The organism is Rhodococcus sp. 06-418-5 (assembly GCF_002258285.1).
Taxonomy (GTDB): domain Bacteria; phylum Actinomycetota; class Actinomycetes; order Mycobacteriales; family Mycobacteriaceae; genus Rhodococcoides.
Genome location: NZ_NOYE01000037.1, coordinates 66,115 through 91,594 on the forward strand (window position 1 = coordinate 66,115; position 25,480 = coordinate 91,594).

27 protein-coding genes are annotated in these 25,480 nt (G+C 64.9%); 13 read left to right on the forward strand and 14 right to left on the reverse strand.

Features of this window, described 5'->3' with window-relative positions:
- Positions 1-19 precede the first annotated feature (19 nt).
- Positions 20-982 carry a lipase gene (locus CH274_RS25445; RefSeq protein ID WP_094647057.1) on the forward strand — a complete coding sequence of 321 codons (963 nt, stop codon included), beginning with the start codon at positions 20-22 and terminating at the stop codon, positions 980-982.
- Positions 983-989: 7 nt separating this feature from the next.
- Here CH274_RS25445 and CH274_RS25450 read toward each other — a convergent pair whose 3' ends face one another.
- The gene (locus tag CH274_RS25450; protein ID WP_082073932.1) at positions 990-1,583 is read right to left on the reverse strand and encodes a suppressor of fused domain protein; all 594 of its coding nucleotides are present in this window, start codon (positions 1,581-1,583) and stop codon (positions 990-992) included.
- A gap of 70 nt (positions 1,584-1,653) precedes the next feature.
- Here CH274_RS25450 and CH274_RS25455 point away from each other — a divergent pair, with 70 nt between their 5' ends.
- The 4 genes from CH274_RS25455 (at position 1,654) to CH274_RS25470 (ending at position 5,271) form a co-directional block, all read left to right on the forward strand.
- Positions 1,654-2,370 carry a metallophosphoesterase family protein gene (locus tag CH274_RS25455; RefSeq protein WP_094647056.1) on the forward strand — a complete coding sequence of 239 codons (717 nt, stop codon included), beginning with the start codon at positions 1,654-1,656 and terminating at the stop codon, positions 2,368-2,370.
- On the forward strand, positions 2,360-3,214 hold the full coding sequence (locus tag CH274_RS25460) for a chromosome partitioning protein ParB (protein WP_094647009.1): 855 nt from the start codon (positions 2,360-2,362) through the stop codon (positions 3,212-3,214). The genes CH274_RS25455 and CH274_RS25460 overlap by 11 nt, the downstream gene beginning before the upstream one ends.
- A gap of 141 nt (positions 3,215-3,355) precedes the next feature.
- Complete coding sequence (locus tag CH274_RS25465; protein WP_094647008.1) at positions 3,356-4,792, forward strand: MFS transporter; 1,437 nt, start codon at positions 3,356-3,358, stop codon at positions 4,790-4,792.
- A 191-nt stretch (positions 4,793-4,983) separates the two neighbouring features.
- Positions 4,984-5,271: a hypothetical protein gene (locus CH274_RS25470; protein WP_094659299.1), complete on the forward strand. Its 288-nt coding sequence runs from the start codon at positions 4,984-4,986 to the stop codon at positions 5,269-5,271.
- 59 nt (positions 5,272-5,330) lie between these two features.
- Here CH274_RS25470 and CH274_RS25475 read toward each other — a convergent pair whose 3' ends face one another.
- The 6 genes from CH274_RS25475 to CH274_RS25500 all read right to left on the reverse strand — a co-directional run bounded on the left by CH274_RS25475 (position 5,331) and on the right by CH274_RS25500 (position 11,319).
- The gene (locus CH274_RS25475) at positions 5,331-6,500 is read right to left on the reverse strand and encodes an ABC transporter ATP-binding protein (protein WP_032394108.1); all 1,170 of its coding nucleotides are present in this window, start codon (positions 6,498-6,500) and stop codon (positions 5,331-5,333) included.
- A gap of 5 nt (positions 6,501-6,505) precedes the next feature.
- Positions 6,506-7,339 carry a carbohydrate ABC transporter permease gene (locus CH274_RS25480; protein WP_032394107.1) on the reverse strand — a complete coding sequence of 278 codons (834 nt, stop codon included), beginning with the start codon at positions 7,337-7,339 and terminating at the stop codon, positions 6,506-6,508.
- Positions 7,339-8,289 (reverse strand): carbohydrate ABC transporter permease, encoded by a 951-nt coding sequence (locus CH274_RS25485; protein ID WP_032394106.1) that lies wholly within the window; start codon positions 8,287-8,289, stop codon positions 7,339-7,341. The genes CH274_RS25480 and CH274_RS25485 overlap by 1 nt, the downstream gene beginning before the upstream one ends.
- Positions 8,286-9,608 carry an ABC transporter substrate-binding protein gene (locus CH274_RS25490; protein WP_032394105.1) on the reverse strand — a complete coding sequence of 441 codons (1,323 nt, stop codon included), beginning with the start codon at positions 9,606-9,608 and terminating at the stop codon, positions 8,286-8,288. Before CH274_RS25490 ends, CH274_RS25485 begins: the two co-directional genes overlap by 4 nt.
- A gap of 195 nt (positions 9,609-9,803) precedes the next feature.
- Complete coding sequence (locus tag CH274_RS25495; protein ID WP_032394104.1) at positions 9,804-10,292, reverse strand: general stress protein; 489 nt, start codon at positions 10,290-10,292, stop codon at positions 9,804-9,806.
- Positions 10,293-10,377: 85 nt separating this feature from the next.
- Entirely contained in the window at positions 10,378-11,319 is a 942-nt protein-coding gene (locus CH274_RS25500; protein WP_045199224.1) for an HpcH/HpaI aldolase/citrate lyase family protein, read from the reverse strand.
- Between the two features lie 74 nt (positions 11,320-11,393).
- On the opposite strand from CH274_RS25500, the gene CH274_RS25505 reads away from it, so the two are divergent.
- From CH274_RS25505 to CH274_RS25530, 6 genes are all read left to right on the forward strand, one after another.
- Positions 11,394-12,668, forward strand: a complete 1,275-nt coding sequence (locus CH274_RS25505; protein ID WP_032394102.1) for a magnesium transporter MgtE N-terminal domain-containing protein — start codon at positions 11,394-11,396, stop codon at positions 12,666-12,668.
- Between the two features lie 20 nt (positions 12,669-12,688).
- Positions 12,689-13,231 (forward strand): DUF1003 domain-containing protein, encoded by a 543-nt coding sequence (locus tag CH274_RS25510; RefSeq protein ID WP_045199222.1) that lies wholly within the window; start codon positions 12,689-12,691, stop codon positions 13,229-13,231.
- A gap of 112 nt (positions 13,232-13,343) precedes the next feature.
- Positions 13,344-14,216, forward strand: a complete 873-nt coding sequence (locus CH274_RS25515) for a lytic transglycosylase domain-containing protein (RefSeq protein WP_032394100.1) — start codon at positions 13,344-13,346, stop codon at positions 14,214-14,216.
- Between the two features lie 61 nt (positions 14,217-14,277).
- Complete coding sequence (locus tag CH274_RS25520; RefSeq protein ID WP_032394099.1) at positions 14,278-15,414, forward strand: Mrp/NBP35 family ATP-binding protein; 1,137 nt, start codon at positions 14,278-14,280, stop codon at positions 15,412-15,414.
- A gap of 90 nt (positions 15,415-15,504) precedes the next feature.
- On the forward strand, positions 15,505-16,962 hold the full coding sequence (locus tag CH274_RS25525) for an amino acid ABC transporter substrate-binding protein/permease (protein WP_032394098.1): 1,458 nt from the start codon (positions 15,505-15,507) through the stop codon (positions 16,960-16,962).
- On the forward strand, positions 16,959-17,732 hold the full coding sequence (locus CH274_RS25530; RefSeq protein WP_094659300.1) for an amino acid ABC transporter ATP-binding protein: 774 nt from the start codon (positions 16,959-16,961) through the stop codon (positions 17,730-17,732). Before CH274_RS25525 ends, CH274_RS25530 begins: the two co-directional genes overlap by 4 nt.
- A gap of 159 nt (positions 17,733-17,891) precedes the next feature.
- Here the strand turns inward: CH274_RS25530 and tatB are convergent, their stop codons facing one another.
- From tatB to sigE, 4 genes are all read right to left on the reverse strand, one after another.
- Positions 17,892-18,341 (reverse strand): Sec-independent protein translocase protein TatB, encoded by a 450-nt coding sequence (tatB, locus tag CH274_RS25535; protein ID WP_032394097.1) that lies wholly within the window; start codon positions 18,339-18,341, stop codon positions 17,892-17,894.
- 18 nt (positions 18,342-18,359) lie between these two features.
- A complete protein-coding gene (locus CH274_RS25540) occupies positions 18,360-19,901 on the reverse strand; it encodes a S1C family serine protease (RefSeq protein WP_373453945.1) in 1,542 nt (513 codons plus the stop codon).
- An 84-nt stretch (positions 19,902-19,985) separates the two neighbouring features.
- A complete protein-coding gene (locus CH274_RS25545; RefSeq protein ID WP_032394231.1) occupies positions 19,986-20,312 on the reverse strand; it encodes an anti-sigma factor family protein in 327 nt (108 codons plus the stop codon).
- Positions 20,313-20,328: 16 nt separating this feature from the next.
- Entirely contained in the window at positions 20,329-20,955 is a 627-nt protein-coding gene (gene sigE, locus CH274_RS25550; RefSeq protein WP_052049292.1) for an RNA polymerase sigma factor SigE, read from the reverse strand.
- Positions 20,956-21,194: 239 nt separating this feature from the next.
- Between sigE and CH274_RS25555 the strand changes: the two genes are divergently transcribed.
- On the forward strand, positions 21,195-21,806 hold the full coding sequence (locus tag CH274_RS25555) for an O-methyltransferase (protein ID WP_032394230.1): 612 nt from the start codon (positions 21,195-21,197) through the stop codon (positions 21,804-21,806).
- Positions 21,807-21,862: 56 nt separating this feature from the next.
- Here CH274_RS25555 and glgC read toward each other — a convergent pair whose 3' ends face one another.
- A complete protein-coding gene (gene glgC / locus CH274_RS25560; protein WP_032394095.1) occupies positions 21,863-23,077 on the reverse strand; it encodes a glucose-1-phosphate adenylyltransferase in 1,215 nt (404 codons plus the stop codon).
- A 76-nt stretch (positions 23,078-23,153) separates the two neighbouring features.
- Here glgC and glgA point away from each other — a divergent pair, with 76 nt between their 5' ends.
- A complete protein-coding gene (glgA, locus tag CH274_RS25565; protein WP_032394094.1) occupies positions 23,154-24,317 on the forward strand; it encodes a glycogen synthase in 1,164 nt (387 codons plus the stop codon).
- Between the two features lie 10 nt (positions 24,318-24,327).
- Here glgA and CH274_RS25570 read toward each other — a convergent pair whose 3' ends face one another.
- Together CH274_RS25570 and CH274_RS25575 are read right to left on the reverse strand one after the other, a co-directional pair.
- Positions 24,328-25,182 (reverse strand): methyltransferase domain-containing protein, encoded by an 855-nt coding sequence (locus CH274_RS25570; protein ID WP_094659301.1) that lies wholly within the window; start codon positions 25,180-25,182, stop codon positions 24,328-24,330.
- Positions 25,183-25,294: 112 nt separating this feature from the next.
- Positions 25,295-25,462 (reverse strand): DUF3117 domain-containing protein, encoded by a 168-nt coding sequence (locus CH274_RS25575; RefSeq protein WP_008714277.1) that lies wholly within the window; start codon positions 25,460-25,462, stop codon positions 25,295-25,297.
- Between the last annotated feature and the right edge of the window lie 18 nt (positions 25,463-25,480).

Sequence of the window (25,480 nt, forward strand, 5' to 3'; positions counted from 1 at the left end):
TGTCGTCCGGAAGGGATCGATGAGAATCCGCTCACTCGTACTGGCGTCGACCGTCGCGTTGCTGTCCACGGTGGTACCGGGAACCGCAACGGCAGGGTCGAACCTCGATCCGGGTCCCGCACTGACCGTCGATCCGGCCGCCCTCGACCACGCTCTGACGTGCACCCCCGATCTGCACGACGCCACCCGCGATCCGGTCCTGCTCACCCCGGCTTTCGCCACCGACCAGCAGTCGTTCGGGTGGAACTATCTGCAGTCGCTGCCCGCCGCCGGAATACCGGTGTGCAGCCTCTCCCTGCCGGACGAGGGGTACGGCGACCTGCAGATCGCCGCCCAGTACGTGGTGCACGCGGTTCGGACGATGGCCGCCGACAGCGGTCGCCAGGTCGTCATGATGGGCCACCAGCACGGCCCGCTCGACGAGCTGTGGGCGTTGACGTTCTGGCCGGATCTGCCTGCTCTGGTGTCGGATCTCATCTCGCTCGCCACCCCGTACAACGGCACCGACTCGGCGCGTTCGGGATGCGACGACTCGCAGGAGTGCCCGCCTGCGAACTGGCAGATCGCCACCGGATCGAAGTTCCTCACCGCGCTGGCGGCGCGTCCGTTGCCGGAGGGACCCGGTTACACCTCGATCTACACCAATTTCGACGAGCTGATCTATCCGCAACCGCACGCCAGCACTCTTGCCGGAGCCGCGAACATCGCCGTTCAGGACGTCTGCCCGCTGCGGCCCGTCGAACACTTCAACATCATCGGCGACAACGTCGCCTTCCGTATCGTCCTCGATGCACTCGAACACGACGGACCTGCTGTCCGCGAGCGGATTCCGGACCATCTGTGTTTCACCACCAGCATGCCGAACCTGCGCTACGACGCGCATGCCGCGATCACCGGCCTGAAGTACCTGGCCCAGGTACCTCGGCACCTGATCGACGACTCCGTCACCGCAGAACCGGAATTGGCGTCCTACGCTCGGTGACTCCGGGTCAGAGACTGGCCGCGGACCGATTCGGATCGCGCACGTCGATCCCGGCCTCGGCCCAGGCCTCACGCAGGGCCGCGGCACCGCGCAGACGCACCCAGGCGGCCTCGGTACCGGTCAACGGCACGGCAGCGAGAAAGCGAACCGGATCGTAGGGCTCGGGCAGCGTCAGATCGGCGATGTCGCTGTCGCCGAGCAGCACCGCGGTGAACGGCGCGTTGGTCCAGAGCGGCTCGCCCAGATCGAGCAGCGCGTCCTCGACGAGCACGACCCCCTCCACCGCGGGCGAGGCAGCGAGCACGGCCAGTGACTTGTGCACGCCCGACGCCACGCCTGCCCCACCGCGAAGAGTCAGCACCAGTTCTGCTCGGGGGCCGCGCGAGGGATCGGCGACGAGTTCGTTGGGATCGGCCATGGGGTGACGAGAACAGCCGAGACTGACGTACCGGACCACGTCGGAGTCCGCGCCGAATCTCAGCACGTCCAGCGACTCGAGGCCGAGGAACGTCACCGACGCCGACGACGGATTCTCGTCGCCGATCTCGGTCACCAGATGTGCGCGTACCGCTGCAATGACACTGTCGCTCACCTGACCCATCCAACACCACCGATGCCCGAGAAGTCCGTTCGGAGGTATCACCGCACCGGAGGTGGGTACCGTCGTACCCGTGGTCTCCGTTCTCGCAGTTGCCGACGAAACGATCGAATCCCTGTGGAGTCCGCAGGTGAAGACGCTCGGAGTCGACCTGATTCTCGGCGCGGGCGACCTCCCGTTCGACTACCTCGAGTACCTCACCGACGCGTTGAACGCTCCGTGTGTGTTCGTTCCCGGCAATCACGACGCGGACCTCACCGGATACTCGGCCGGACGCGCAGGGTGGATGCGCGCCGGGTTGCCCGCCACCTGGCCCGGACCGGTCGGTGCCGTCAACGTCGACCGTCGAATAGTCTCCGCCGCAGGCCTACGGATAGCCGGCCTCGGTGGGTCCATCCGCTACAACGGTGGCCCCAATCAGTGGACCCAACGGCAGCAACGACGGCGATCGCGCACCCTGACTCGAACGTTCGCGTGGCATCGCAACGTGCGCAAGGATCCTCGCCCCGTCGACATTCTGCTCACCCACAGTCCCCCGCTCGGCGTCGGTGACGACACCGACCCCGCGCACATCGGCTTCGACTGCCTGGACGAGGTGACGCGTCGACTGTCGCCACAGTTGTTGTTGCACGGGCATATTCATCCACACGGTCACACCCCGGATGACCTGACCCTGCACGGCGCGACGGTGATCAACACCGTCGGATACACCCTTCTCGAGATCGAACCGGGCAGCGAGAGAACGGATTTCGAGACACCGAAGATCGTGAGGCGCAGACATGGCACGTGACACCGGATTCCCGGCCGCCGACGCGGAGAACGACTTCACCCGCCAGCGCCGACGCGCCGACGTCGCACGTCTGGTCGGGTGGCTGCGTCGCCAACCCGACGACGTCAACACCATCCTGCCGTTCGACGAGGTGGTCGCCGCCCTCGGCAAGGTGGGCGAGCGACACCTGGGTCTGCAGGTCATCCGCGTCGAGACCATCGTCGGAAGCGTCGACCGCACTCGCGATTTCGACCGCTTCTTCCGCCCGACGTCGGCGCGCATCCGCGAACGCTGGCAGCGACTTGCAGCCGCCCAACGCCGCGGCGAGGCGATGCCCCCGATCCAGGTGTACCGCATCGGTGGCATGCACTTCGTCGTCGACGGCCATCATCGAGTGTCGATCGCCTTCGCCATGCACCGAACGACGATCGACGCCGTGGTCACCGAGATCATCACCCGCATCTCCCCCGAGGGCATCACCCGACGCGGCGACCTGCTGATCAAGGATCACCGACGCATCTTCCTCAGTCGAGTTCCGTTGGTGGGCCGGGCCCGCGAGGCCGTCCAGGTCACCGATCCCTTCGACTACGCGCAGCTGAGCGAATCGGTGGAAGCGTGGGGATTCCGGTTGATGCAGGAGGTCGGTGAATTCGTCGACCGCGGTACCGTCGCGCGGCGTTGGTTCGGTGAGGAGTACCTACCGGTGGTGCGCATGGTGCGCGCAGCGGAGATCCTCGAGGACCGCACCGACGCAGAGGCGTACCTCTGGATGAGCCGGGAGCGCTACCGCCTGGTGCGCGAACACGTCTGGAACGACGAGATCGTCAGCGAACTGCGTCAGAAAGCTCTGGGGAAGCATCAGTAGGCCTGCGTCGATGCTCGGCCGTGGTAACGGCCCCGGCTCACTTCCCTGGTGCACCGATCTCTGATAGTTACTTAGATGCGTTCATCATTCTAATTTTTTCGGTTCCATCGCTTGGTCGATACGTAACGAGGTAGTTCCTTCATGTCCTCCCGCCGCATACTGCTGCCCGGACTCTGTTTCATCGTCATGACTCTCGCCGTTCTGCAAACGATGGTGGTCCCCATCGTCTTGACCATCGGCACCCAACTCGGGGTCGGCACCACCGCCGCCGGATGGGTACTGACGGCCAACCTCCTCGCGGCGGTGATCGCCACCCCGGTCATCGGTAGGCTCGCCGACCTGCACGGCAAGCGTCCGGTGCTGATCGGTGTGCTCACCGTCGTCCTCGCCGGATCTCTCCTCGCTGCCCTGACCCACTCGTTGCTGTGGCTGATCGTCGGCCGCGTCCTGCAGGGAGTGTCCTACGCACTGTTCCCCATCGCCCTTGCCGTCCTCCGTGACGAGATGCCTCCTCGTAAGCTCGTCGGCTCGATGGCCGTCCTGTCCGGCACACTCGGCGTGGGCGGCGGCTTCGGACTGGTGTTGACCGGGCTACTGACGGCCAACGGTGCCGACTACCACCGCGTGTTCTGGCTCACTGTTGCGTTCGTGGTGCTCGCGCTCGCAATCGCCTGGTTCGGCGTACCGGCGCGCCCGAGATCCAGCCGCGGCACCGTCGACTGGTGGGGAGCTGCACTGCTCGCGGTGACTCTGCTGCTGCTGTTCCTCGCCCTGACCCAGGGCCGCACCTGGGGGTGGGGTTCGCTTGCCACCATCGGCTGCGCGGTCGGCGGTGTGGTCGCGGGGGCCATCTGGTGGACCTTCGAGAAGCGCGCCGACGAGCCATTGGTCGCACCCCGAATGCTCACCCACGGACCGTTGCTCGCCACCAACGTCGCCACCCTCTTCGTCGGTATCGGGATGTTCGTCAATTTCCTCGCCTGCTCGTACTTCGTGCAGACACCACGAGCTGTGGCCGGCTACGGTTTCACCGCGAACGTTCTCGAGGCGAGTGTCGTCTATCTGCTGCCCGGCGCAGCGGTCGGAGTGGTCGCGGCCGTCGTCAGTGGCCGCCTCATCCGGTCGTTCGGGCCGCGCCGAGTACTGATCGCAGGAGCCGTGATCGGGATGGTCGGATTCGTCTTCGTCGCACTCGCCCACGATCACACCTGGCAGCTGATCACCGCAGGCATCGTCATCAACATGTTCGTCAGTCTTGCGTTCGCTGCCCTGCCGAACCTGCTCATGGCCGAGGTCAGCGCAGCGGACACCGGGGTGGCGAACAGCGTCAATTCGATCGTCCGGACAGTCGGCACCTCGATCGCCAGTGCCACGCTGTCCACCGTCCTCGCCATGTTCACCATCGACGGGACAGCCGTCGCCCGCGAGAGCGTGTACACCGCAGCGTTCGTCGCAGGTGCGGTGGCCTGCCTCGTCGTCGTACTCGCGGCCCTGGCCATCAGGAGTACCCCCGCCGCGCGGGAATCGGTGCGAGTGGCGGGGTCCGAACCGACCAGCACGTCGAACATGGCGGCGTGACGCCCTGCCGACCGCTACACAGCGACCTGACAGCCGACACCCTCGTCCGACCAGGACGAAGACCGTCCATCCGCTGGTCGGGGCCCCTGGCAGGAAACTCGTAATCTACTGGGAGTCAACGAATCTGCCTTTCGGGCGAACTCACGAATACCTACTGTCGTGGAGGTACGAACCACGACGAAAGGGAACACATGAACACCCGAAAGATCCTCACCCGCGCAGCAGTCACCGGAGCATTGGTGGCCATCCCTCTGGTGGCGGTCACCGGCACCGCGTCGGCCGATCCGCTGTGGTCCGGCAGCGACGATCGTGACCACAGCGCGCCGCAGTATCAGCAGAACCAGCAGCCCGATCAGTTCCGCCTGCCCGAACTGTTCCCACAGGCACCGGCACCGCAGCTGCAGAACCCGGCACCGAATGTGGTGCCGTTCGACTTCTTCCAGGGCTACCAGCTGCCGAGCACGGGCTCTGCCTTCTGACCCATGTGCACGGAACTTCGTAGCCCACTACGAAGTTCCGTGCACATGCGCGCAGCGCTCTACAGCGTCAGGTTGGCACCCGAGGCCTGATCGAACACCGAGATCTTCGCCGGGTCGAACCACAGTTCCACCTGACCACCCTCGGCGGCCTTGGATTCGGCGGCCAGACGCGCAACCACCTGTGCGCCACCGAGATCGGCGATGCCTGCATCGGCGGCGAGCTCTTGGAGTTCGCTGGACTCGACCTTGGCACCCTTCAGCGTGAAGTAGACGTACTTGTCGCTACCCATCGACTCGAGCACGTCGACGGTCGCCGTGAACGTGGCACCGCTCATCTTCTGGTAGCCGTCGATCAGCGCCGCATCCTCGAAATGCTCGGGGCGGATGCCGACGACCACCTCGCGGCCCGGGTTCTTGGCCTTGATCGCATCCATCCGCTCGAGTGGGATGTCGATCTCACCGAGCGCGGTGGACACGCCGTTCGAGGTGAGCTGTCCGGGAACGAAGTTCATCGAGGGTGATCCGATGAAGCCGCCCACGAACAGGTTTCGCGGCTTGTCGTAGAGCTCCTGCGGAGAACCGATCTGCTGCACCAACCCGCCGCGCAGCACCACGACGCGATCGCCGAGGGTCATGGCCTCGGTCTGATCGTGCGTGACGTAGACGGTGGTGGTGCCGAGCCGCTTCTGCAGGCGCGAGATCTCGGCGCGAGTCTGCACGCGTAGCTTGGCGTCGAGGTTGGACAGCGGCTCGTCCATCAGGAAGGCCTTGGGGGTACGAACGATGGCACGGCCCATGGCAACTCGCTGACGCTGACCACCGGAGAGGTTCGCCGGCTTGCGGTCGAGGTGCTGACTGAGGTCGAGGATCTTGGCTGCCTCCTCGACCTTGGTGTTGATCTCCGACTTCGAGAGCTTCGCGAGCGTCAGCGGGAAGGCGATGTTCTGACGCACCGTCATGTGCGGGTACAGCGCGTAGGACTGGAACACCATCGCGATGTCGCGATCCTTCGGTGCCTTCTCGTTGACGCGCTCCCCCGCGATGCGCAGTTCTCCGGACGAGATGTCCTCGAGACCGGCGATCATGTTGAGCGTCGTGGACTTTCCGCAACCGGAGGGCCCGACGAGGATGATGAATTCGCCATCGGCGATGGTGATGTCGACGTCGCTGACCGCGGCTGCGCCGTCGGGGTAGAGCTTGGTGACTTTGTCGAGAACGATTTCGGCCATGACGGTTATCCCTTCACTGCGCCGGACGTCAAGCCCGCCACGATACGTCGTTGGAAGAAGAGCACGAAAATGATGATCGGGATCGTGATGACGACTGCTGCCGCCGCGATCGACCCCGTGGGCTCCTCGAACTGAGAGCTACCGGTGAACTGCGAGATGGCCGCCGGGACGGTGACCGAACGTTCCGTCGCCGTCAACGAGATGGCGAGCAGAAGGTCGTTCCAGGCGAAGATGAACACCAGAATGGCGGCGGTGACGATGCCGGGGGCGGCCAGCGGAGCGATGACCTTGCGGAACGCCTGTGCGGGCGTCGCGCCGTCCATCTTCGCTGCCTTTTCGAGCTCCCACGGAATCTCGCGGAAGAACGCCGAGAGGGTGTAGATCGCCAACGGCAACGCGAAGGTGATGTACGGAATGATCAGTCCCGGCCAGGTGTCGAACAGCCCCAGCGAGCGGGAGATGTCGAACAGCGGTGTCACCAGCGAGATCTGGGGGAACATCGCGATGAGCAGTGCCGCACCCACGAGCGCCTTCTTGCCCGGAAAGTCAAGGCGAGCAACGGCATACGCGGCCATCGTGCCGATCACCACGGCGATCACCGTGGTGATCAGTCCGATGCCGATCGAGTTCACCAGTGCCGAGGTGAACTGGTTCGTCTGGAAGATGCCCTTGTAGTTCTCGAGGGTGAACGACTGCGGAATGAACCTGCCGTCGGCGATGGTCGCCGTCGACTTGAACGAGAGACTGATGATCCACAGCAGCGGAACGAGTGCGTAGAGCAGGACGAGGACGTTGACGACCGTCCAACCGACCTTCTTGCGAGGCGTAACAGTGGTCATTACTTGCGGCCTCCGTCGTCGGATCCCGGTGCCGATGCACCGAACAACTTGATGAACACGAACGCGATGATCGCGACGCAGAAGAAGATCAGGATGCTGATCGCCGACCCGAGTCCGAGGTTGAACGCACCGAAGAGGTTGTTGTAACCCAGAATCGAGACCGATCCGGTTTCGTTGCTGCCTCGGGTCAGGACGTAGATGTTGTCGAAGATGCGGAACGCGTCGAGGGTGCGGAAGAGCACCGCGACGAGGATCGCCGGCTTCATCAACGGAATGGTGATCCGCATCAGCCTGGTCCAGCCACCCGCCCCGTCGACCTCGGCGGCCTTGAGCAGGTCGTCGGGCACCAACGCCAGGCCTGCGAGCAGCAGCAGCGCCATGAACGGCGTCGTCTTCCACACTTCGGCCAACACGACGATCGCCAGTGACGGGAACTGCTCGGTGAGCGGGGCACTGCCGTCGGGCAGCAGATTGGCGAGGTAGCCCGTGCCGGGGGTCCACGCGTAGTACCAGCTGTACGCGGCGGCGACGGTCACGATGCCGTACGGAATGAGCACCACGGTGCGCACCAGTCCACGGCCGAAGATGGTGCGGTGCATGACCAGAGCCACCGCCAGGCCGAGGATGAACTCGATGATCACCGAGATGATCGTGATGCCCGCCGTCACACCGAACGCGGTCCACCAGTAGCCGTCGGAGAGCACGGTCACGTAGTTGGAGATGCCGACGAATTCCCGATCCTCGGGGAATGCGAGGTTGTATTTCTGCAGGCTGAGCCAGAACGCGTAGATGATCGGGTACCCGGTGACCGCGATCATCAGCAGGGCTGCGGGTGCGATGAGCAGCAGACCCAACCGTCGTTCGGCCTTCTTGCCGTCGGAGACGTTCTTCAGAGCCGCCTGCTTGTCGACAGGCTGCGATGCGGGCTGTGACTCGGTGGTGGCGCTCATGGAATCAACCCTTCGGAATTGACGGCCTTGGTGACCAGATCAGCGAGCTTGTCCACGTCGGCCACCGGATCGATGTTCTGCGGCGGGTTGAGCGCATCGGTCAACAGAATCGAGATGCTTTGGTACGCAGGTGAAACGGGCCGGACGGCCGCCGACTCGATGGAACCGAGCACCCCTTCCCACGCGGGATAGACGGCCTGGAACTCCGGATCGTCGTACAGGCGTGCAAGCACCGGCGGCACACCACCGTTGACGGCGTTGTTGCGCTGGTTCTCCTCGTTGGTGAGGCACTCGACGGCTTCCCACGCGAGGTCCTCGTGCTGGGTGGTCTTGGCGACGCCGATGTTGAACCCACCGATGGTGACCTTGGCGGGCTCGCCCGCATCGACCTCCGGATACGGGGCGCTGCGGAAGACCTCGGCGATCCGCGCGTCCTGCTGGTCGGCAGGCACGTTCGACAGGTCGAGGAACGAGACGGCACCGGCGACGGCGTTCTCCTTCAGACCGGGCAGCACGAACGGGTAGTTGACCTGGAAGGCCATCCGTCCCGCTTCCATCCCGAGCCGGGAGGTTCCCTCGTCGCTCTGCGAGACCGACGGGTCGCGGCCATCGGCGGTGGCGACCCGCTTGATGATCTCGAGGGCCTTCTCGGTGGCGGCGCGGTGCTCGGGAGTGTCGTTCAGTGTCACCGTCGTTCCGTCTTCGCCGACGACCGATCCTCCTGCGCTCTCGAGCAGCGAGTTGAACCAGACCATGAAGCCCTCGTACTGCTTGGCCTGGACGCCGATCTCCGAGGGCCTACCGGCGGCCGCATTGGCCTCGGCCACGTCGATCAGCTGATCCCACGTCTGCGGCGGCACCCCGTCCGGCACCTCGTCGGGCCGGTACCAGAGCAACTGGGTGTTGGAGTTCAGCGGAACCGCGTAGAGCTGGTCCTGCCATTCGGCCGTGGCGAGCGGACCTTCGAGGGTGGAGCCGTCGCGCAGCTTTTCGGACAGGTCGTCGGGCACGGGCAATGCCCATCCGGCTTCGGCGAATTCGGCCGTCCACACCACGTCGAGTGTCATCAGATCGAGCGTCCGGTCGTTGCCTGCGAGGCGCCGCGCGAGCTGGAGACGCTGATCATTTGCGCTCTTGGGCAGCGTTCGCTGCTCCACGCGGTAGCGACCGTTCGAGGCATCCGAACACACCTGTGCCGCAGCGGCGTACTGCTCTGCGCCGTCTGCGGCAGTGTAGAAACTCAGAACCGGAACCGAACTGTCGGACGAACCACACGCTGCGAGCAACGGACTCGTCACCAGAGCCGCTGCCGCCAACACCCCTATCCTCGTTGCTTTTCCACGCCTACGACCACGATGTCTCGGCACTTTCCGCCTCCGTACGTTCAGTTACTCGCGCAGCACACTGTGTGGGACTGCCGTGCACGAAAGAAACGTAACCGAACTCACTGGCATTGAGGGGAGATTGGGGCTATTCCGTTACCTGCCGGTTGCCTGGTCGTCCACCAGGTGTGATCAGATCGACAGTTTCGCGAGCAGGTCGCGCGCTTTCTCCGCGGTACGGGGTTCACAGAGGACGTCGTAACGACCGGCGACCAACTGCATGCTCGACGCGAAATCTCGCTGCCCCTTGGTGGCCGCGTACGGAATGGACGCCGAGATCAGGCCGAAGATGATGCCGCCGCCGACGCCGATGAGCAGAGCTCCGAGGATGTTCTCGCTGAAGATACCGAGGACCAGGCCGAGGAAGACACCCAGCCATGCACCCGAAACAATGCCTCCACCAATCACTTTGGGCCACGTGAGCCGGCCCAGGACGCGCTCGACCTGCATCAGGTCGACGCCGACGATCGTCACGTCCTGTACCGAGAACTCCTCGTCGGACAGGTAGTCGACGGCGCGCTGCGCCTCGGCGTAGGTGGGGTAGGAACCGATCGGCCAACCGGAAGGCGGCGTCGGCAGTCCCTGCCCTGGGCGGCCCGACTGCGAGAGGGGATTAGTCATGACTCCATTGTGCCCCGAAACGGACACCCGGCACACCCGTTGTAGCGGTTCACAGCAGGTTGACGGTCGGTCAGGACGTGGTCGGTCAGGTTGTGGGCGGCACGAAAGCGGTCGTGCGCGTCATTCCTGCGGCGCGGCCCTTCGCCGAGACGACGAGCGCCATCTTGCGGCTCGCCTCGTCGATCATCTCGTCGCCCAACATCACCGCACCGCGACCGCCACCCGCCGCGGACGTGTGGAACTCGTAGGCGTCGAGAATCATCTCGGCCTTGTCGTAATCGGCCTGACGCGGCGCGAAGATCTCGTTGGCGGCCTCGATCTGCGTCGGATGCAGCACCCACTTGCCGTCGAAACCGAGGCCGGCCGTGCGCCCGGCCGCCCGACGAAAGGCGTCGAGATCTCGAATCTGCAGGTAGGGGCCATCGATCGCCTGCAGACCGTGGGTCCGGGCAGCGAGCAGAATGGTCATCAGAATGTGGTGATAGGCGTCGCCCGTGTCGTATCCGACCGGTTGCTCGCCGACGACCAGAGTGCGCATGTTGACGCTCGCCATCAGATCCGCAGGGCCGAACACCAGGGTCTGCACGCGCGGGCTCGCCGTCGCGATCTCGTCGATGTTGCGCAGACTGCGTGCGCTCTCGATCTGCGGCTCGATCCCGATGGCACCGACCTCGAGACCGTGCTCCTTCTCGAGCTGAGTGAGCAGCAGATCCAGCGCCTGCACGTGCGCGGCGCATTCGACCTTCGGCAGCAGGATGGCGTCGAGATTGCGTCCGGCACCCGACACGACGTCGATGACGTCGCCGTACGTCCACTGCGTCGTCCAGTCGTTGACGCGCACGACCTTGATCTGATCGCCCCAACCGTCGGAGTTGAGTGCGTCGACGATGCGCGCTCGGGCCGCCACTTTCGCCAGCGGCGCGACGGCGTCCTCGAGATCGAGAAAGACCGCGTCGGCGGGCAGTCCCTTCGCCTTGTCGATCATCTTGTCCGAACTGCCCGGAACGGCCAGTACCGACCGCCGCATGCCCGAAGCTCTCACGAAAGCACAACCCCTGTCTGATTCACCCTCTGTACTGCCGAGCCTCTAACCTTGCCATCATGGCAGCACTGAGCAAGGTATTCGCGGCCAGGCTCGCCGGCCTGGGCGTCCTGGGCCCCGACGGCGAATCGATCGGCCGGGTTCGTGACGTGGTCGTCTCGATGCGTGTCGGCAGAGCGCAGCCGAGAGTCCTCGGCCTTGTGGTCGAATTGGCAACTCGCCGAAGAATTTTCGTGCCGATGCTACGAGTGACGAGCATCGAGCCCAATTCCGTTCAACTCACGACCGGAAACGTCAGTCTTCGTCGATTCACCCAGCGCGCCAACGAGATCCTGGTCTTCGCGCAGATCCTCGACTCCAAGGTGCGCGTCGACGACCCCGAGCTCGACGAGCTGCACGACGTCGATTCCATCGTCGTCGACCTCGGCATCGAACTCACCCGAACTCGCGACTGGGTGGTCGCGCGGGTGGCGGTCCGCAAGCAACGGCAACGGCTCGCGCGGCGTGGTGCCATCCACGTCGTCGATTGGCAGCACGTACAGGGGCTGACACAGAACGAGCTGTCCATGCCCGATCAGGGTGTGGCGCAGCTGCTGATGCAGTTCGAGGATCTTCGCGCGGCCGACGTGGCGAACGCGATGCGCGAGCTGCCCGTCAAGCGCCGGATGGAGGTGGCGCGCGCTCTCGACGACGAGCGGCTCGCGGACGTCGTCCAGGAACTGCCCGACGACGATCAGGTGGAGTTGATGCACTACCTCGGTGTCGACCGTGGTGCCGACGTGCTCGAGGCCATGGACCCGGACGACGCCGCCGACCTGCTGGGCGAGCTGCCCGAGACCGAGGCGGAATCGCTTCTGCGCCTGATGGATCCAGAGGACTCCGCGCCTGTCCGTCGTCTGCTCGAACACTCCCCCGATACCGCCGGTGGTCTGATGACCCCCGAGCCGGTGGTTCTCACCGCGTCGACGACGGTGGCCGAGGCGCTCGCCCGGGTACGTAATCCCGATCTGACGCCTGCGCTGGCCTCCCTGGTGTTCGTCGTGCGGCCCCCGACCGCGACACCGACCGGCCCGTATCTCGGCTGCGTGCATCTGCAGCAATTGCTTCGAGAACCCCCGGCGAGCCTGGTCGGCGGTGTGGTGGACAGCGCTCTGCCGCGATTGTCCCCCGAGGACAGTCTCACCGCCGTGACGCGGTACTTCGCGACGTACAACCTCGTCTGCGGCCCGGTGGTCGACGACGAGGACCACCTGGTCGGGGCCGTGACCGTGGACGACGTCCTCGATCACCTGCTGCCCGAGGACTGGCGAGATCAGGAAGTGGCGGGACAGTGAAAGAAACAGCACGCCAGAGAATGGACACGCCGCGCGGGTCGCGGATGTTCAATGTGAACCTCGACTTCGACCTCGGCAAGTCGGGCGAGAAGGCCGCACGATTCCTCGGCACCGGCCGCTACCTGGCCATCCAGACGGGAATCGTGATCGTCTGGATCTTCCTCAACGTCGTGGCGGTCAACCTCCAGTGGGACCCCTACCCCTTCATCCTGCTCAACCTCGCGTTCTCGACCCAGGCCGCGTACGCAGCTCCGTTGATTCTTCTGGCCCAGAATCGGCAGGACGACCGCGACCGCGTCTCCCTCGAGGAGGACCGTTCTCGCGCCCAACAGACCAAGGCCGACACCGAGTTCCTCGCTCGTGAACTCGCCGCGCTGCGCATCGCCGTCGGCGAGGTCGCCACCCGCGACTACCTGCGCCGCGAACTGGACGAGATCAAGGCACTCCTCGAGCAGGCGACGGGTCAACCTACGGTCTCTCCCAAGAAGGCACGAAAGAAGGCGGCCGCGCGGGTGCACGACGACATGGGCATGCCGGACGCGTCGGACCCCGATACGCACTAGGTCCGCTCGGTAACAGCCCGATAACGGAACAGTCTCGAATCAGGTACCCTCGATCCCGGTCATCAGGTCGGGCCCCGGTTGTCATCCGGGGAAATCAGGAGGTACAGCACGCGTGGGTCGTCACAGAAAAGCATCGAATTCCAAGGTCAGACGGAATTCGGTGATTGCTCTGGCAGGTCTCGTCCCCGCAGGACTCGTCACCGCCGCCACCAGCGCCGGAGCCACCGAATACATCCCGTTCGTCAGCGCGAAGACGTCCCCCGCCGCGCAGGAATCGAACTCCGTCGTCGAAACTCCGCAGCCGATCGCCCAGGACGGACAGGCGCAGCCGGTCGCCCAGGCCGAGCTTCCCGTGCCCGCTGCCGTCCCCGCACCCGCGCCGGTTCCCGAGATCCCGCCCACACCGGAGCTGCCCACCAACCTCGCGGTCAGTCCCATCGCGATTCCGGTCGTCAACGTCTCGGCGTACAAGAACGCCGAGCGCATCCTCGCCCAGCAGCAACCCGGCTGTGGCATCAGCTGGACCGTGATCGCCGGCATCGGCCGTGTCGAATCCACCCATGCCAACAACGGCAAGGTCGACGACTCGGGCGAGCTGCACGAGCCCATCCTCGGGCCACGACTGAACGGCACCCTCGCGGGCAATCAGGTGATTCGTGACACCGACGGCGGCGCGCTCGACGGCGACACCGAATACGACCGTGCCGTCGGACCCATGCAGTTCCTACCCTCGACGTGGAACCTCTATCACGCCGACGGCAACGGCGACGGAGTCTCCGACCCACAGAATCTGTTCGACGCGGCCCTGGCCACCGGCATGTACCTGTGCGACGACGGCACCAACATGCGTGACCTGGGATCGACCACCAAAGCGATCCTGCGTTACAACAACTCGATGGCCTACGTGGCGAACGTGCTCGCGTGGTCGGCCGGATACGCCACCGGCATCGTCCCGACCTCGGACCAGCTCCCGCGCATTCACTGATCGGCCGTCCGCGCCTGCCCTGCTGTCCATCGGCGCACAGCCCACCGCCTAGCATGAGGCAATGGCTGTACTGACCGAATCCGACGTTCGGACCGCGCTCTCGAAGGTGATCGACCCCGAGATCCGCAAACCCATCACCGATCTGGGGATGGTCAAGAGCATCGACATCTCCGACGACGGAGCCGTCGGCGTCGGCATCTACCTCACCACCTCCGGGTGCCCGATGAAGACCGAGATCAGCGACCGCGTCAAGAACGCAGTCGCCGACGTCGCAGGCGTCGGCACCGTCTCGGTCGAACTCGACGTGATGAACGACGAGCAGCGCACCGAACTCCGCAAGTCACTGCGCGGCGATTCCGCGGAGCCGATCATTCCCTTCGCGCAACCCGGATCCCTGACGCGCGTGTACGCGGTGGCGTCGGGCAAGGGTGGCGTCGGCAAATCCAGTGTGACGGTCAACCTCGCTGCATCGCTGACCGCTCGTGGGCTGTCGGTGGGTGTGCTCGACGCCGACATCTACGGTCACTCGGTACCTCGCATGCTCGGCAACGACGCACGACCGACCCAGGTCGAGAAGATGATCATGCCGCCGCAGGCGCACGGCGTGAAGTTCATCTCGATCGCCCAGTTCACGCAGGGCAACACTCCGGTCGTCTGGCGCGGACCGATGCTGCACCGTGCGCTGCAGCAGTTCCTCGCCGACGTCTTCTGGGGCGACCTGGACGTACTGCTGCTCGACCTTCCTCCCGGTACCGGAGACGTGGCAATCTCTGTCGCTCAGCTCATTCCGAGCGCGGAAATCCTCGTGGTCACCACCCCGCAGCAGGCCGCGGCCGAGGTCGCCGAGCGCGCGGGTGCAATTGCACTGCAGACTCGGCAGCGCGTCGCCGGCGTCGTGGAGAACATGTCGTGGCTCGAACTGCCCGACGGCACCCGCATGGACATCTTCGGATCCGGTGGCGGACAGGACGTATCGGACAGACTCACCAAGGCAGTGGGTGCCAGCGTTCCCCTTCTCGGCCAGATTCCGCTCGACACCGCCGTCCGAGAGGGCGGTGACGCAGGCACGCCGATCGTGCTGAGTAACCCGGAATCGCCTGCGGCACAGGCACTCGAGGCCGTCGCAGCGAAACTCGCCGTACGCGAGCGCGGTCTGGTGGGAATGTCACTCGGCATCGATTCGGCGCGCAAACTATAAGTCGCGCTTATACCCGACAAACGACGCGGGAAACAGGGTTGGGGCCTTAGGATTTGCCTTCGATCCTATTGTCGATAGAGAGTGGCCTTCATGAAGAAGCCGCATCGGGTCAGGCCGGTCGTCGTTCCGGTTCTGATCGCACTGCTGATCACCCTGCTGGGATCGCTGCTCGGTCCCGCTATGGCATCCGCACAACCCGCCCCGCCTGCACAGAACTATTCGATCGCGACCGACACCACGTTCGCACCGTTCGAATTCCAGGACGAGAGCGGCAAACTCGTCGGAATCGACATGGACCTACTCGCCGCGATCTCGGTGGATCAGGGCTTCGACTACACCGTCGAGCAGGTCGGTTTCGATACCGCACTCCAGGGCGTCACCAGCGGCCAGTTCAACGGAATGATCGCCGGCATGTCGATCACCGACGAACGCAAGGCCACCTTCGACTTCTCCGAGCCGTACTTCGATTCCGGTGTCCAGATGGCGATTCTGGATTCCAACGACGAGATCAAGGGCTACGAGGATCTGCGCGGCAAGTCCGTCGCAGTCAAGAACGGCACCGAGGGCGCGACCTTCGCCGCGTCGATCGCAGATCAGTACGGCTTCACCATCCGGAGCTTCGACGACTCGGCAACGATGTTCGAGGAAGTGCGCACCGGCAACTCCGCGGCCGCCTTCGAGGACTACCCGGTGCTCGCCTACGGCATCACCCAGGGCAACGGATTCAAGACCGTCACCGAGAAAGAAGCCGGTGCCAGTTACGGATTCGCCGTCGCCAAGGGCACCAACGCCCAGTTGCTCGAACAGTTCAACACCGGCCTCGAGAACCTGCGCGCCAACGGCCAGTACGACCAGATTCTCGACACCTACCTCAATGCCGATGCCTCCACCGCCGACACGTCCATCCCGGGCCTGATCGCCAGCAGCTGGCAGTTGCTGCTCAAGGGCCTGTGGCTGACCATCGTGCTGACCGTCATCTCCATCGCCATCGCGCTGGTACTCGGCGCGATCTTCGGCCTGTTCCGCGTCTCGACCAACATCGTGCTCCGCGGCATCGGCACCACCTACGTCGACATCTTCCGTGGCACACCGCTTCTGGTGCAGGCATTCTTCATCTACTTCGGTGTCCCCGCGGCGCTGAACTTCCAGATGTCGGCGTTCACCGCGGGCATCATCACGCTCTCGCTCAACGCCGGTGCCTACATGGCCGAGATCGTCCGCGGTGGCATTCTCGCCGTCGACAAGGGCCAGATGGAAGCGTCCCGCAGCCTCGGCATCAGTTACCTCAAGTCGATGCGAAAAGTGGTGATGCCACAGGCAATTCGCACGATGATCCCGTCGTACATCAATCAGTTCGTCATCACGCTCAAGGACACGTCACTGCTCTCGGTCATCGGCCTCGCCGAACTGACACAGACCGGTCGTCTGATCATCGCCCGCAACTTCGAGTCGTTCAACATGTGGCTCATCGTCGGCGTTCTGTACTTCATCATCATCATGGCTCTCACCAAGCTGTCGAACCGGCTCGAGAAGAGGATCAACAAATGAGCACCGACCTGACCAAGGACCTGCCGGTCGACAGCGGTTCCGGAACCAAGATCTCCATCAAGGGTCTGCAGAAGGCGTTCGGCGACAACACGGTCCTCAAGGGCATCGACGCCGAGATCTCCAACGGTGAAGTGGTGTGCGTGATCGGGCCATCCGGCTCGGGCAAGAGCACGTTCCTGCGTTGCCTCAACAAGCTCGAAGACATCACTGCCGGATCGGTCGTCGTCGACGGCACCGACCTGACCGCGAAGAACGTCGACCTGGACAAGGTGCGCCAGAACATCGGCATGGTGTTCCAGCACTTCAACCTCTTCCCACACATGACCGCACTCGAGAACGTCATGCTCGCGCCCGTCGAGACGAAGAAGATGTCGAAGTCGCAGGCGAAGGAGTCGGCTGCGAAGTTGCTCGAACAAGTAGGCCTGTCCGAGCGCGCGGACTACAAACCCGCCAACCTCTCCGGCGGGCAGAAGCAGCGCGTCGCCATCGCCCGAGCGTTGGCCATGAGCCCGTCGATCATGCTGTTCGACGAGGCCACCAGTGCTCTCGACCCAGAAATGGTGGGCGAAGTCCTGCAGGTGTTGCGAGACCTCGCGCAGGGCGGCATGACGATGGTCGTCGTGACCCACGAAATGGGCTTCGCACGCGAGGTCGCGGATCGCGTGATCTTCATGGCCGAGGGCGTCATCGTCGAGGAGGGAACCCCCGACGAATTGTTCGGTAACCCGCAGAACCCGCGCACCCAGGACTTCCTGAACAAGGTCCTCTAGCCCCGCTCCCCTTTGCGTCAATGGACCATTGCCGCGCTCAGACGTGTGCAATGGTCCATTCACGCAGCAGCGGGGTCGGCATGAATGGACCATTCCCGCGCTCAGACGTGTGCAATGGTCCATTCACGCAGCAGCGGGGTCGGCATGCGCGAAGCAGCGTCAGGTGGCGTCGGCGTCGATGGGTGGGGTGTCGCCTGCGGACAGCTTCGGCTCGTTCTTGCTCATCGACACCCCACCCTGTGATGTGTTGATCTGGGGCGTCGGGCCGCCCGAGCTTTTCGGCTTGGCGTCGAAGGGCTTGCCCTTGAAGGTGTCCTCGAGTGGGTTCTTGAAGACCGAGTCGTCTCCGTCGAGCAGATGTTTGGTGATCACTGCCCGAGGGGTCATGCCGCGAAGTTGGTTGAGATCCGCCAGCGGCTTGCGGAGGTCCTCGAAGTCGGTGCCGAGTTCGTCCTTGAGCTGCTGGCTCGCGCCGTTGGCGTAGTCCTTGACCTGGCGGATCGACTTGGACACCCAGCTGATCGCGCCGGGGAGGCGATCGGGGCCGAGGATGACGAGAGCTGCTACGAGGAGAATGACGAGCTCTCCCCAACCGATGTTGCCGAACACGTCTGCCAGCCTACGTCGTCAGTCCGAAACCGGCGTGACGGACAGGTCCACCAGCCGCCCGGACCGAACGAGTTGCACGGGAACGGGCTCCCCGATCGTCGTGGCCTGCACGGCGACGACCAGTTCGTCGGCGTCGCCCACTGCTCGGTCACCGACCTTGGTGATGACATCTCCTTCGACGATTCCGGCCTGCTGGGCAGGACCCCCCGAGCGGACGTTCGCCACTTCCGCGCCGGCCGAGGTGTCGTTGATGACCGAGCGGGCATTGATTCCGATGTCGGGGTGCCGCATCACGCCGTCCCGGATCAGCGCCTGTGTCACCTCGAACACCTCGTCGACCGGAATGGCGAAGCCGAGGCCGACCGATCCGCCGCTCTCGCTGCGGATGGCGGAGTTGATGCCGATCACGCGGCCCTCGAAGTCGATGAGCGGGCCACCGGAGTTGCCGGGGTTGATGGCGGCGTCGGTCTGCACGGCATCGATGACGGCATTGGTGTCGGTGCCTTCACCCGACAGGGCGACGGGTCGGTCGAGCGCGCTGACGATGCCGGAGGTGACGGTCTTGTTCAATCCCAGCGGTGAGCCGACGGCGATCACGTCCTGCCCGACGCGAACGTCGGCGGAACGACCGAGCTCGGCCACGGTGAGGTTGCCGACGTCGGTCTTGAGGACGGCGAGGTCGGTCTTGGTGTCTCGTCCGACGATGTCCGCGGGCACCTTGGTGCCGTCGGAGAAGGTCACTTCGAGGGTCGAGTTCTCCGGGTCGGATGCGGCCAGTGAGATCACGTGATTGTTCGTCACGATGTAGCCCTCACCTGCGATGACGACGCCCGAGCCGGTACCGCCGGTGTCGCCGAGCGTCACCTGGATCGACACCACGGAGGGCAGGACCGCGTCGGCGACCTTGCTGATCTGTCCGCGCGGGATGTCGTCGCCGCTGGATTGGGTCAGAGTCACTTTCTGGCTGGTCAACGCGCCGGTCACCTCGGCGGTGAGGCGACCGAACAACCCGCCGACCAATCCGATGACGAGTGCCAGAACACCGAGCACCACCAGAGCTCGGGCCGATACCGACCGCCCGAACAGCACGTCGCGCACACCGAGTTTGGTTCCCGGCGGCAGCACAGGAGGGGGCGGGGTGTCGAGCGCCGCGCTGCCGAGGGACACCCGAGCGGTGGGGTCGCGCCACGGATCTGCCGGAGCCGACGGAGCGGCGTCGCTGTCGTCTTCGGCGTTCGGGTCGCGCTGCAGCGATTCCGTGGCATCGTCGGGGCGTCCGAACGCCTCGGCGAGGATGGGATCGGGTGGACGCACCGACACACGTGAGGGAAGTTCCTCACCGGGCCTACGAGGAGAGAACGAACCGTCCACATCGTCGGGACGTCCGAACACCGAAGCAGACACCGGATCGACGGAAGGTCGATACACCGGACGAGGTGGCAACCGCGGACCCTCCGGTCCCGCCGAGCCGATGCCGTCGGGCTCGATCTCCGATGGGTCGGTGCCTGCGGCCTCGGTGCTGGTCGAATTCGATGTCACGCGTCCGGTTACCCCTCGCATACGTCGGTGTGAGAGTTCAGTATCACTCGAGCGGTCGGCGCGGCTCGATGCAGGTGAGAAGTCGTGGGGCAGATGTCGATGCGATCAGCGTCGGCGACGGCGGACGTCGGCGACGGCGGACATGAACGTTCTCTTGGTGTGGGTCGGCCGATCCTCGCCCGCGCAGGACGGTATCTGGCTGAGCAGGCCGAGCAAGGAGTGTGGCATCGACATCTCCCCTGCTCCACGCAGTGCCTTGCGCGCCTGCTGCTGGGCCTCGACCTCGGCGGCGCACTCGGGGCACTCGGACAGGTGGTCTGCTGCGCGGAGATAGGCGGGCATTCGCAATTCGCCATCGACGTACGCCGCGATGGCCTCACTGGCCAGATGTTCGGTGGAGCTGAATCGCTTCGGCTTGCGCGCCTGCGTCATCCAACCCTCCTCGTAGCTAGTGGACACTTGCGTGACCGGAGTCGACCTTCCCGTGCACTCGAAGGTACTCGCGTAGCGCCTGGCGTCCACGGTGAATGCGACTGCGAACAGTTCCGAGCTTGACGCCCAGTGTCGCACCGATCTCCTCGTACGACAGTCCTTCGATGTCGCACAGCACGATTGCGGCACGGAACTCCGGTGCCAGCGAGTCGAGCGCGGACTGCAGATCGGGGTCGAGGCGAGCATCGTGGTAGATCTGCTCGGGGTTGGGTCGGTCCGAGGGAACGCGGTCGTAGTCCTCGGGGAGCGCCTCCATACGGATGCGGCTGCGACGACGAACCATGTCCAGGAACAGGTTGGTGGTGATGCGGTGCAGCCACCCCTCGAAGGTGCCCGGCTGGTAATTCGACAGGGAGCGGAACACGCGAATGAAGGTGTCCTGCGTCAGGTCCTCGGCGTCCTGGGCGTTGCCGGACAGGCGGTAGGCCAGTCGGTAGACGCGGTCGCCGTGTTCGCGAACCAGTTCGTCCCAGGACGGCATGCTGGAGTTCTCGCCGGTCGCATCGAACACTGCGGTGCCGCTGAGATCGTCGGGTGCGGGTACGGACTCGGGTAGACGCGCGCTGTCGCGATCGCCGTTGATCTTGTAAATAGTTGGATCCTCCTGCTCAGGACTGCGTACGTCCTTCTGATTCAACCGACGACTACCCTCGGATGTTCCAGCTCACACTTCGCAATCGAGATGGACCTTCGACTCCTGCACAGCCTGACGGACCCGCGTGTGGGTCCGGTATGAAACAGCTGAGGCGCACCTGAGAATGTGTGCGTGAGAATGTGCCCTGGGCACGATAGCCTCGGGGCGTGCCGACCAACGCCGAGAAGATGCTCGCCTACGCCGAAGACTCCGCTCAGGAGGACGAGGTTCTGATCGCAGCCAGAGAGCGAGCCGTCGACCTGGGTGCCGCACCGGTACCGCCGTCGGTCGGAGCGATTCTGTCCATCTTCACCCAGATGCTCGGTGCGAAGACTGTCGTCGAAATCGGTACCGGCGCTGGAATCAGCGGTCTGTGGTTGCTCGACGGGATGCGCGTGGACGGTGTGCTCACCACCATCGACACCGAGCCCGAGCACCAGCGTGCAGCCCGAGAAGCGTTCCGCGCGGGGGGAATTGCGCCTTCGCGCACCCGGTTGATCAACGGCTGGGCGCTCGATGTGCTCCCCCGGTTGGCCGACGACACCTACGATCTGGTCTTCATCGATGCCAGTCCGGCCGACCATCCGCACTTCGTCGCCGAGAGTGTTCGACTCCTGCGACCCGGTGGAGTTCTGGTGCTGCACAACGCGTTACTGGGTGGGCGAGTCGCCGACCCGACTCAGCGCGACGCCACCGCGGTTGCCGTTCGATCCGCCGCCCGGGCCATCGCCGAGGACGAGCGCCTGACGACGGTGCTGCTGCCTCTGGGCGACGGGTTGATCTGCGCGTCGCGAGCGTAAGCATGTGAGTGGTTCTTCGTAGCAGACTACCAATTACCACTCACATGCCGCAGGCTCTAGATCCAGACGCCCTTGCCGACGGAGACGACTCCCCCGGCGCTGACGTTGAAGCGTTCGCGGTCGCGTTCGTGATCGACACCGATGATCTCGCCGTCACCGACGACGACGTTCTTGTCCAGGATCGCGTGCCGCACCACGGCACCCTTGCCGATACGGACGCCGGGCATCAGGACGCTGCCCTCGACGGTCGCACCACTGTCGATCATGACGTTGGAGCTGAGAACCGAGTTGCGGACGGTGGCCGCGGACAGGATGCAGCCGGCACCGACGACCGACTCCTGAGCCAAGCCGCCCTGGACGAACTTGGCGGGCGGCAGGTTCTCGGCCGATCCGCGGATGGGCCAGCGACGGTTGTAGAGGTTGAAGATGGGATGCACCGACACGAGGTCCATGTGGGCGTCGTAGAAGGCGTCGATGGTGCCGACGTCTCGCCAGTATCCGCGGTCGCGTTCGGTGGCACCGGGAACGACGTTGTCGTTGAAGTCGTAGACCGAGGCGACGCCCGCTTCGACGAGTGCCGGAATGATGTCGCCACCCATGTCGTGGTCGGAGTCGACGTTCTCGGAGTCGGCCTTGATGGCGTCGACGAGCACCTTGGTGGTGAACACGTAGTTGCCCATCGAGGCGTACGTGACGTCGGGATCGTCGGGTGTCCCGGGCGGCTGCGCCGGCTTCTCGAGGAACTGGGTGATCTTGCCGTTCTCGTCCGAGTCGATGCATCCGAACGCGAATGCCTCGCTACGCGGAACCCGGATGCCGGCGACGGTGACGCCGGCACCGGAGTCGATGTGCTGCTGCACCATCTGCTCCGGGTCCATCCGGTATACGTGGTCGGCTCCGAAGACCACGATGTACTCCGGGTCCTCGTCGTACACCAGGTTCAGCGACTGGAAGATGGCGTCGGCGCTGCCGGTGTACCACCGGGGCCCGAGACGCTGCTGTGCCGGGACCGGAGTGATGTACTCCCCGGCAAAACCGGACAGTCGCCATGTCTGCGAGATGTGGCGGTCCAGTGAATGGGACTTGTACTGGGTGAGCACGCAGAGCCGGAGGTAGCCGGCGTTGACGAGATTGCTCAGTACGAAGTCGATGAGTCGGTAGGCGCCCCCGAAGGGCACGGCTGGCTTGGCTCGGTCCGCGGTCATCGGGTAAAGGCGCTTACCCTCACCGCCGGCAAGCACAATCCCTAGTACGTGCGGTTGTGTCCTCACCCACTCAACCTATCCGCACCGAGAGAACCTTGCTAGCAGTACACGCACAACTGCTGGGGAATGTAGGTTCGTTCACGTGCGCGTAGCAATGATGACCAAGGAATATCCCCCGGAGATCTACGGTGGCGCAGGAGTCCATGTCACGGAGTTGACCGCGCAGCTGAAATCGCTGTGCGACGTGGACATCCACTGCATGGGCGCGCCGCGCGACACCGCGCAGGTACACGACCCCGATCCCGCACTCGCCGGAGCGAACGCCGCGTTGACGACGCTGTCGGCCGAGCTGCGGATGGCCAACGCCGCCGCCGACGCCGATGTGGTGCACTCACACACCTGGTACACCGGCCTCGCGGGCCATCTCGCCGCCGAGTTGTACGACGTTCCGCACATCCTCACCGCACACTCCCTCGAACCACGGCGGCCGTGGAAGGCCGAGCAGCTCGGCGGCGGCTACCGCATCTCGTCGTGGTCCGAGCGCAATGCCGTGGAATACGCAGACGCGGTCATCGCCGTCAGCGAGGGCATGGCCAAAGACGTGCTCGACGCGTACCCGCGGCTCGATCCGAGCCGTGTTCATGTGGTGCGCAACGGAATCGACACGCAGCGGTGGTTCGCCGACCAGGGCACCGCAACTCTGGACGAGATCGGCGTCGATCGAAGCAAGCCGATCGTCGCGTTCGTCGGCCGCATCACCAGGCAGAAGGGTGTGGGCCACCTGATCGCTGCCGCCCACCACTTCGACCCGTCGATCCAACTCGTCCTGTGCGCTGGTGCCCCCGACACTCCGGAGATCGCCGCGGAAACCGAGCGGGCCGTCGCCCTGCTCGCCGAGCAGCGCGGCGGTGTGTTCTGGGTCAAGGACATGCTGCCCACCGACAAGATTCGCGAGATCCTCACTGCAGCAGCCGTCTTCGTCTGCCCCTCGGTGTACGAGCCACTGGGCATCGTCAACCTCGAGGCGATGGCCTGCGAAACTGCTGTGGTGGCATCGGATGTCGGCGGCATTCCCGAGGTCGTCGACGAGGGCCGCACCGGACGCCTGGTGCACTACAACTCCTACGAACCCGATGCCTTCGAGCGGAACCTGGCCGAGACCGTCAACGAGGTCGCCCTCGATCCCGCGCTCGCGGCAGCGATGGGCAAGGCGGGTCGAGAGCGGGCCGTCGCCGAGTTCTCCTGGGCGTCGATCGCGAAGCAGACTCTCGCCGTCTACAACGACGCTCTGGCGCGCCGCCGCTGATCGGGACGACTCAGCGATTCGTCTTGCGATAGATCGACACCGTCACCGACGCGGTGACCTCGGTGGTGTCCGGTAGCTGCGTCAGCGCCGCAGCCCGCGCCTCGGGGTCACCGTGACGCGCCGACGGGCCCATGCCGATCAAAGCCTCGATGTCGTTGTGCGACAGCATCATCGGATATTCCAGCAGAGATTCCGTGACCGGTTCGAACAGACCGGACAACGATTCGCTCAGGCGGCGGGGCTTGTCCTCGTCGACACCGATGAGTCCCAGCGGCCCCCGCAACTCGCGCTGATGCCGCGTCGTGGGCGTGACAACCACCAACACGCCGTCGTCGACGAGTACCCGATTCAGTTCTCCGGCGTTGCGCGGAGCGAACACGCACGTCACCGCGGACAGGGCACCCGACCGCACCGGAAGTCCGCTCCAGATGTCGGCGACCACGGACCCCAGCCGGGGATGGGACCGGGCAGCGCGCCTGGCCGCGAACTTCGACACGTCGACGCCCATCCCCCGAGCCTCGGGGTGGTCGTCGAGAACAGCCGCGAGATAGTGACCGGTTCCGACCCCGACGTCGAGCACCACCTCACTGTCCACCGGGACCCCCGCAGACACTGCTCGGGCGATCGGGTCGAAGTGCCCCTCCCCCAGGAACGCATCGCGCGCGGCGATCATCTCGGCCGAGTCGCCGGTGAACTTGCCGCCGTCACCGGTCAGCAGACTGACGTACCCCTGCCGAGCGACATCGAACGAGTGCCCTCGATCGCACCACAGCGCCCGATCCGTGTCGCCGACACCGAGCCCGGAGTCGACCTCGCGTGCTCGGCACTGCGGACACAGCAGCACATCCACGACGTCGGTCAGCATCGGACACCTCCTCCGTCACGACTCTGCCGAACGGCACAGTCGTGAACACAACACAAAGCCCCGCTTGCCGTCACGGCGAGCGGGGCTGAGCGATGATCGATCGACAGAACGGTCAGCCGGTGACACCCTTCAATTCGTCACCGAGCGCCGCGGCCTCGTCGGGGGTCAATTCGACGACCAATCGGCCGCCCCCCTCGAGCGGGACGCGCATGACGATTCCTCGTCCCTCTTTGGTTGCTTCGAGGGGACCGTCCCCGGTCCGGGGCTTCATCGCCGCCATCCTCTGCTCCCTCCAGAT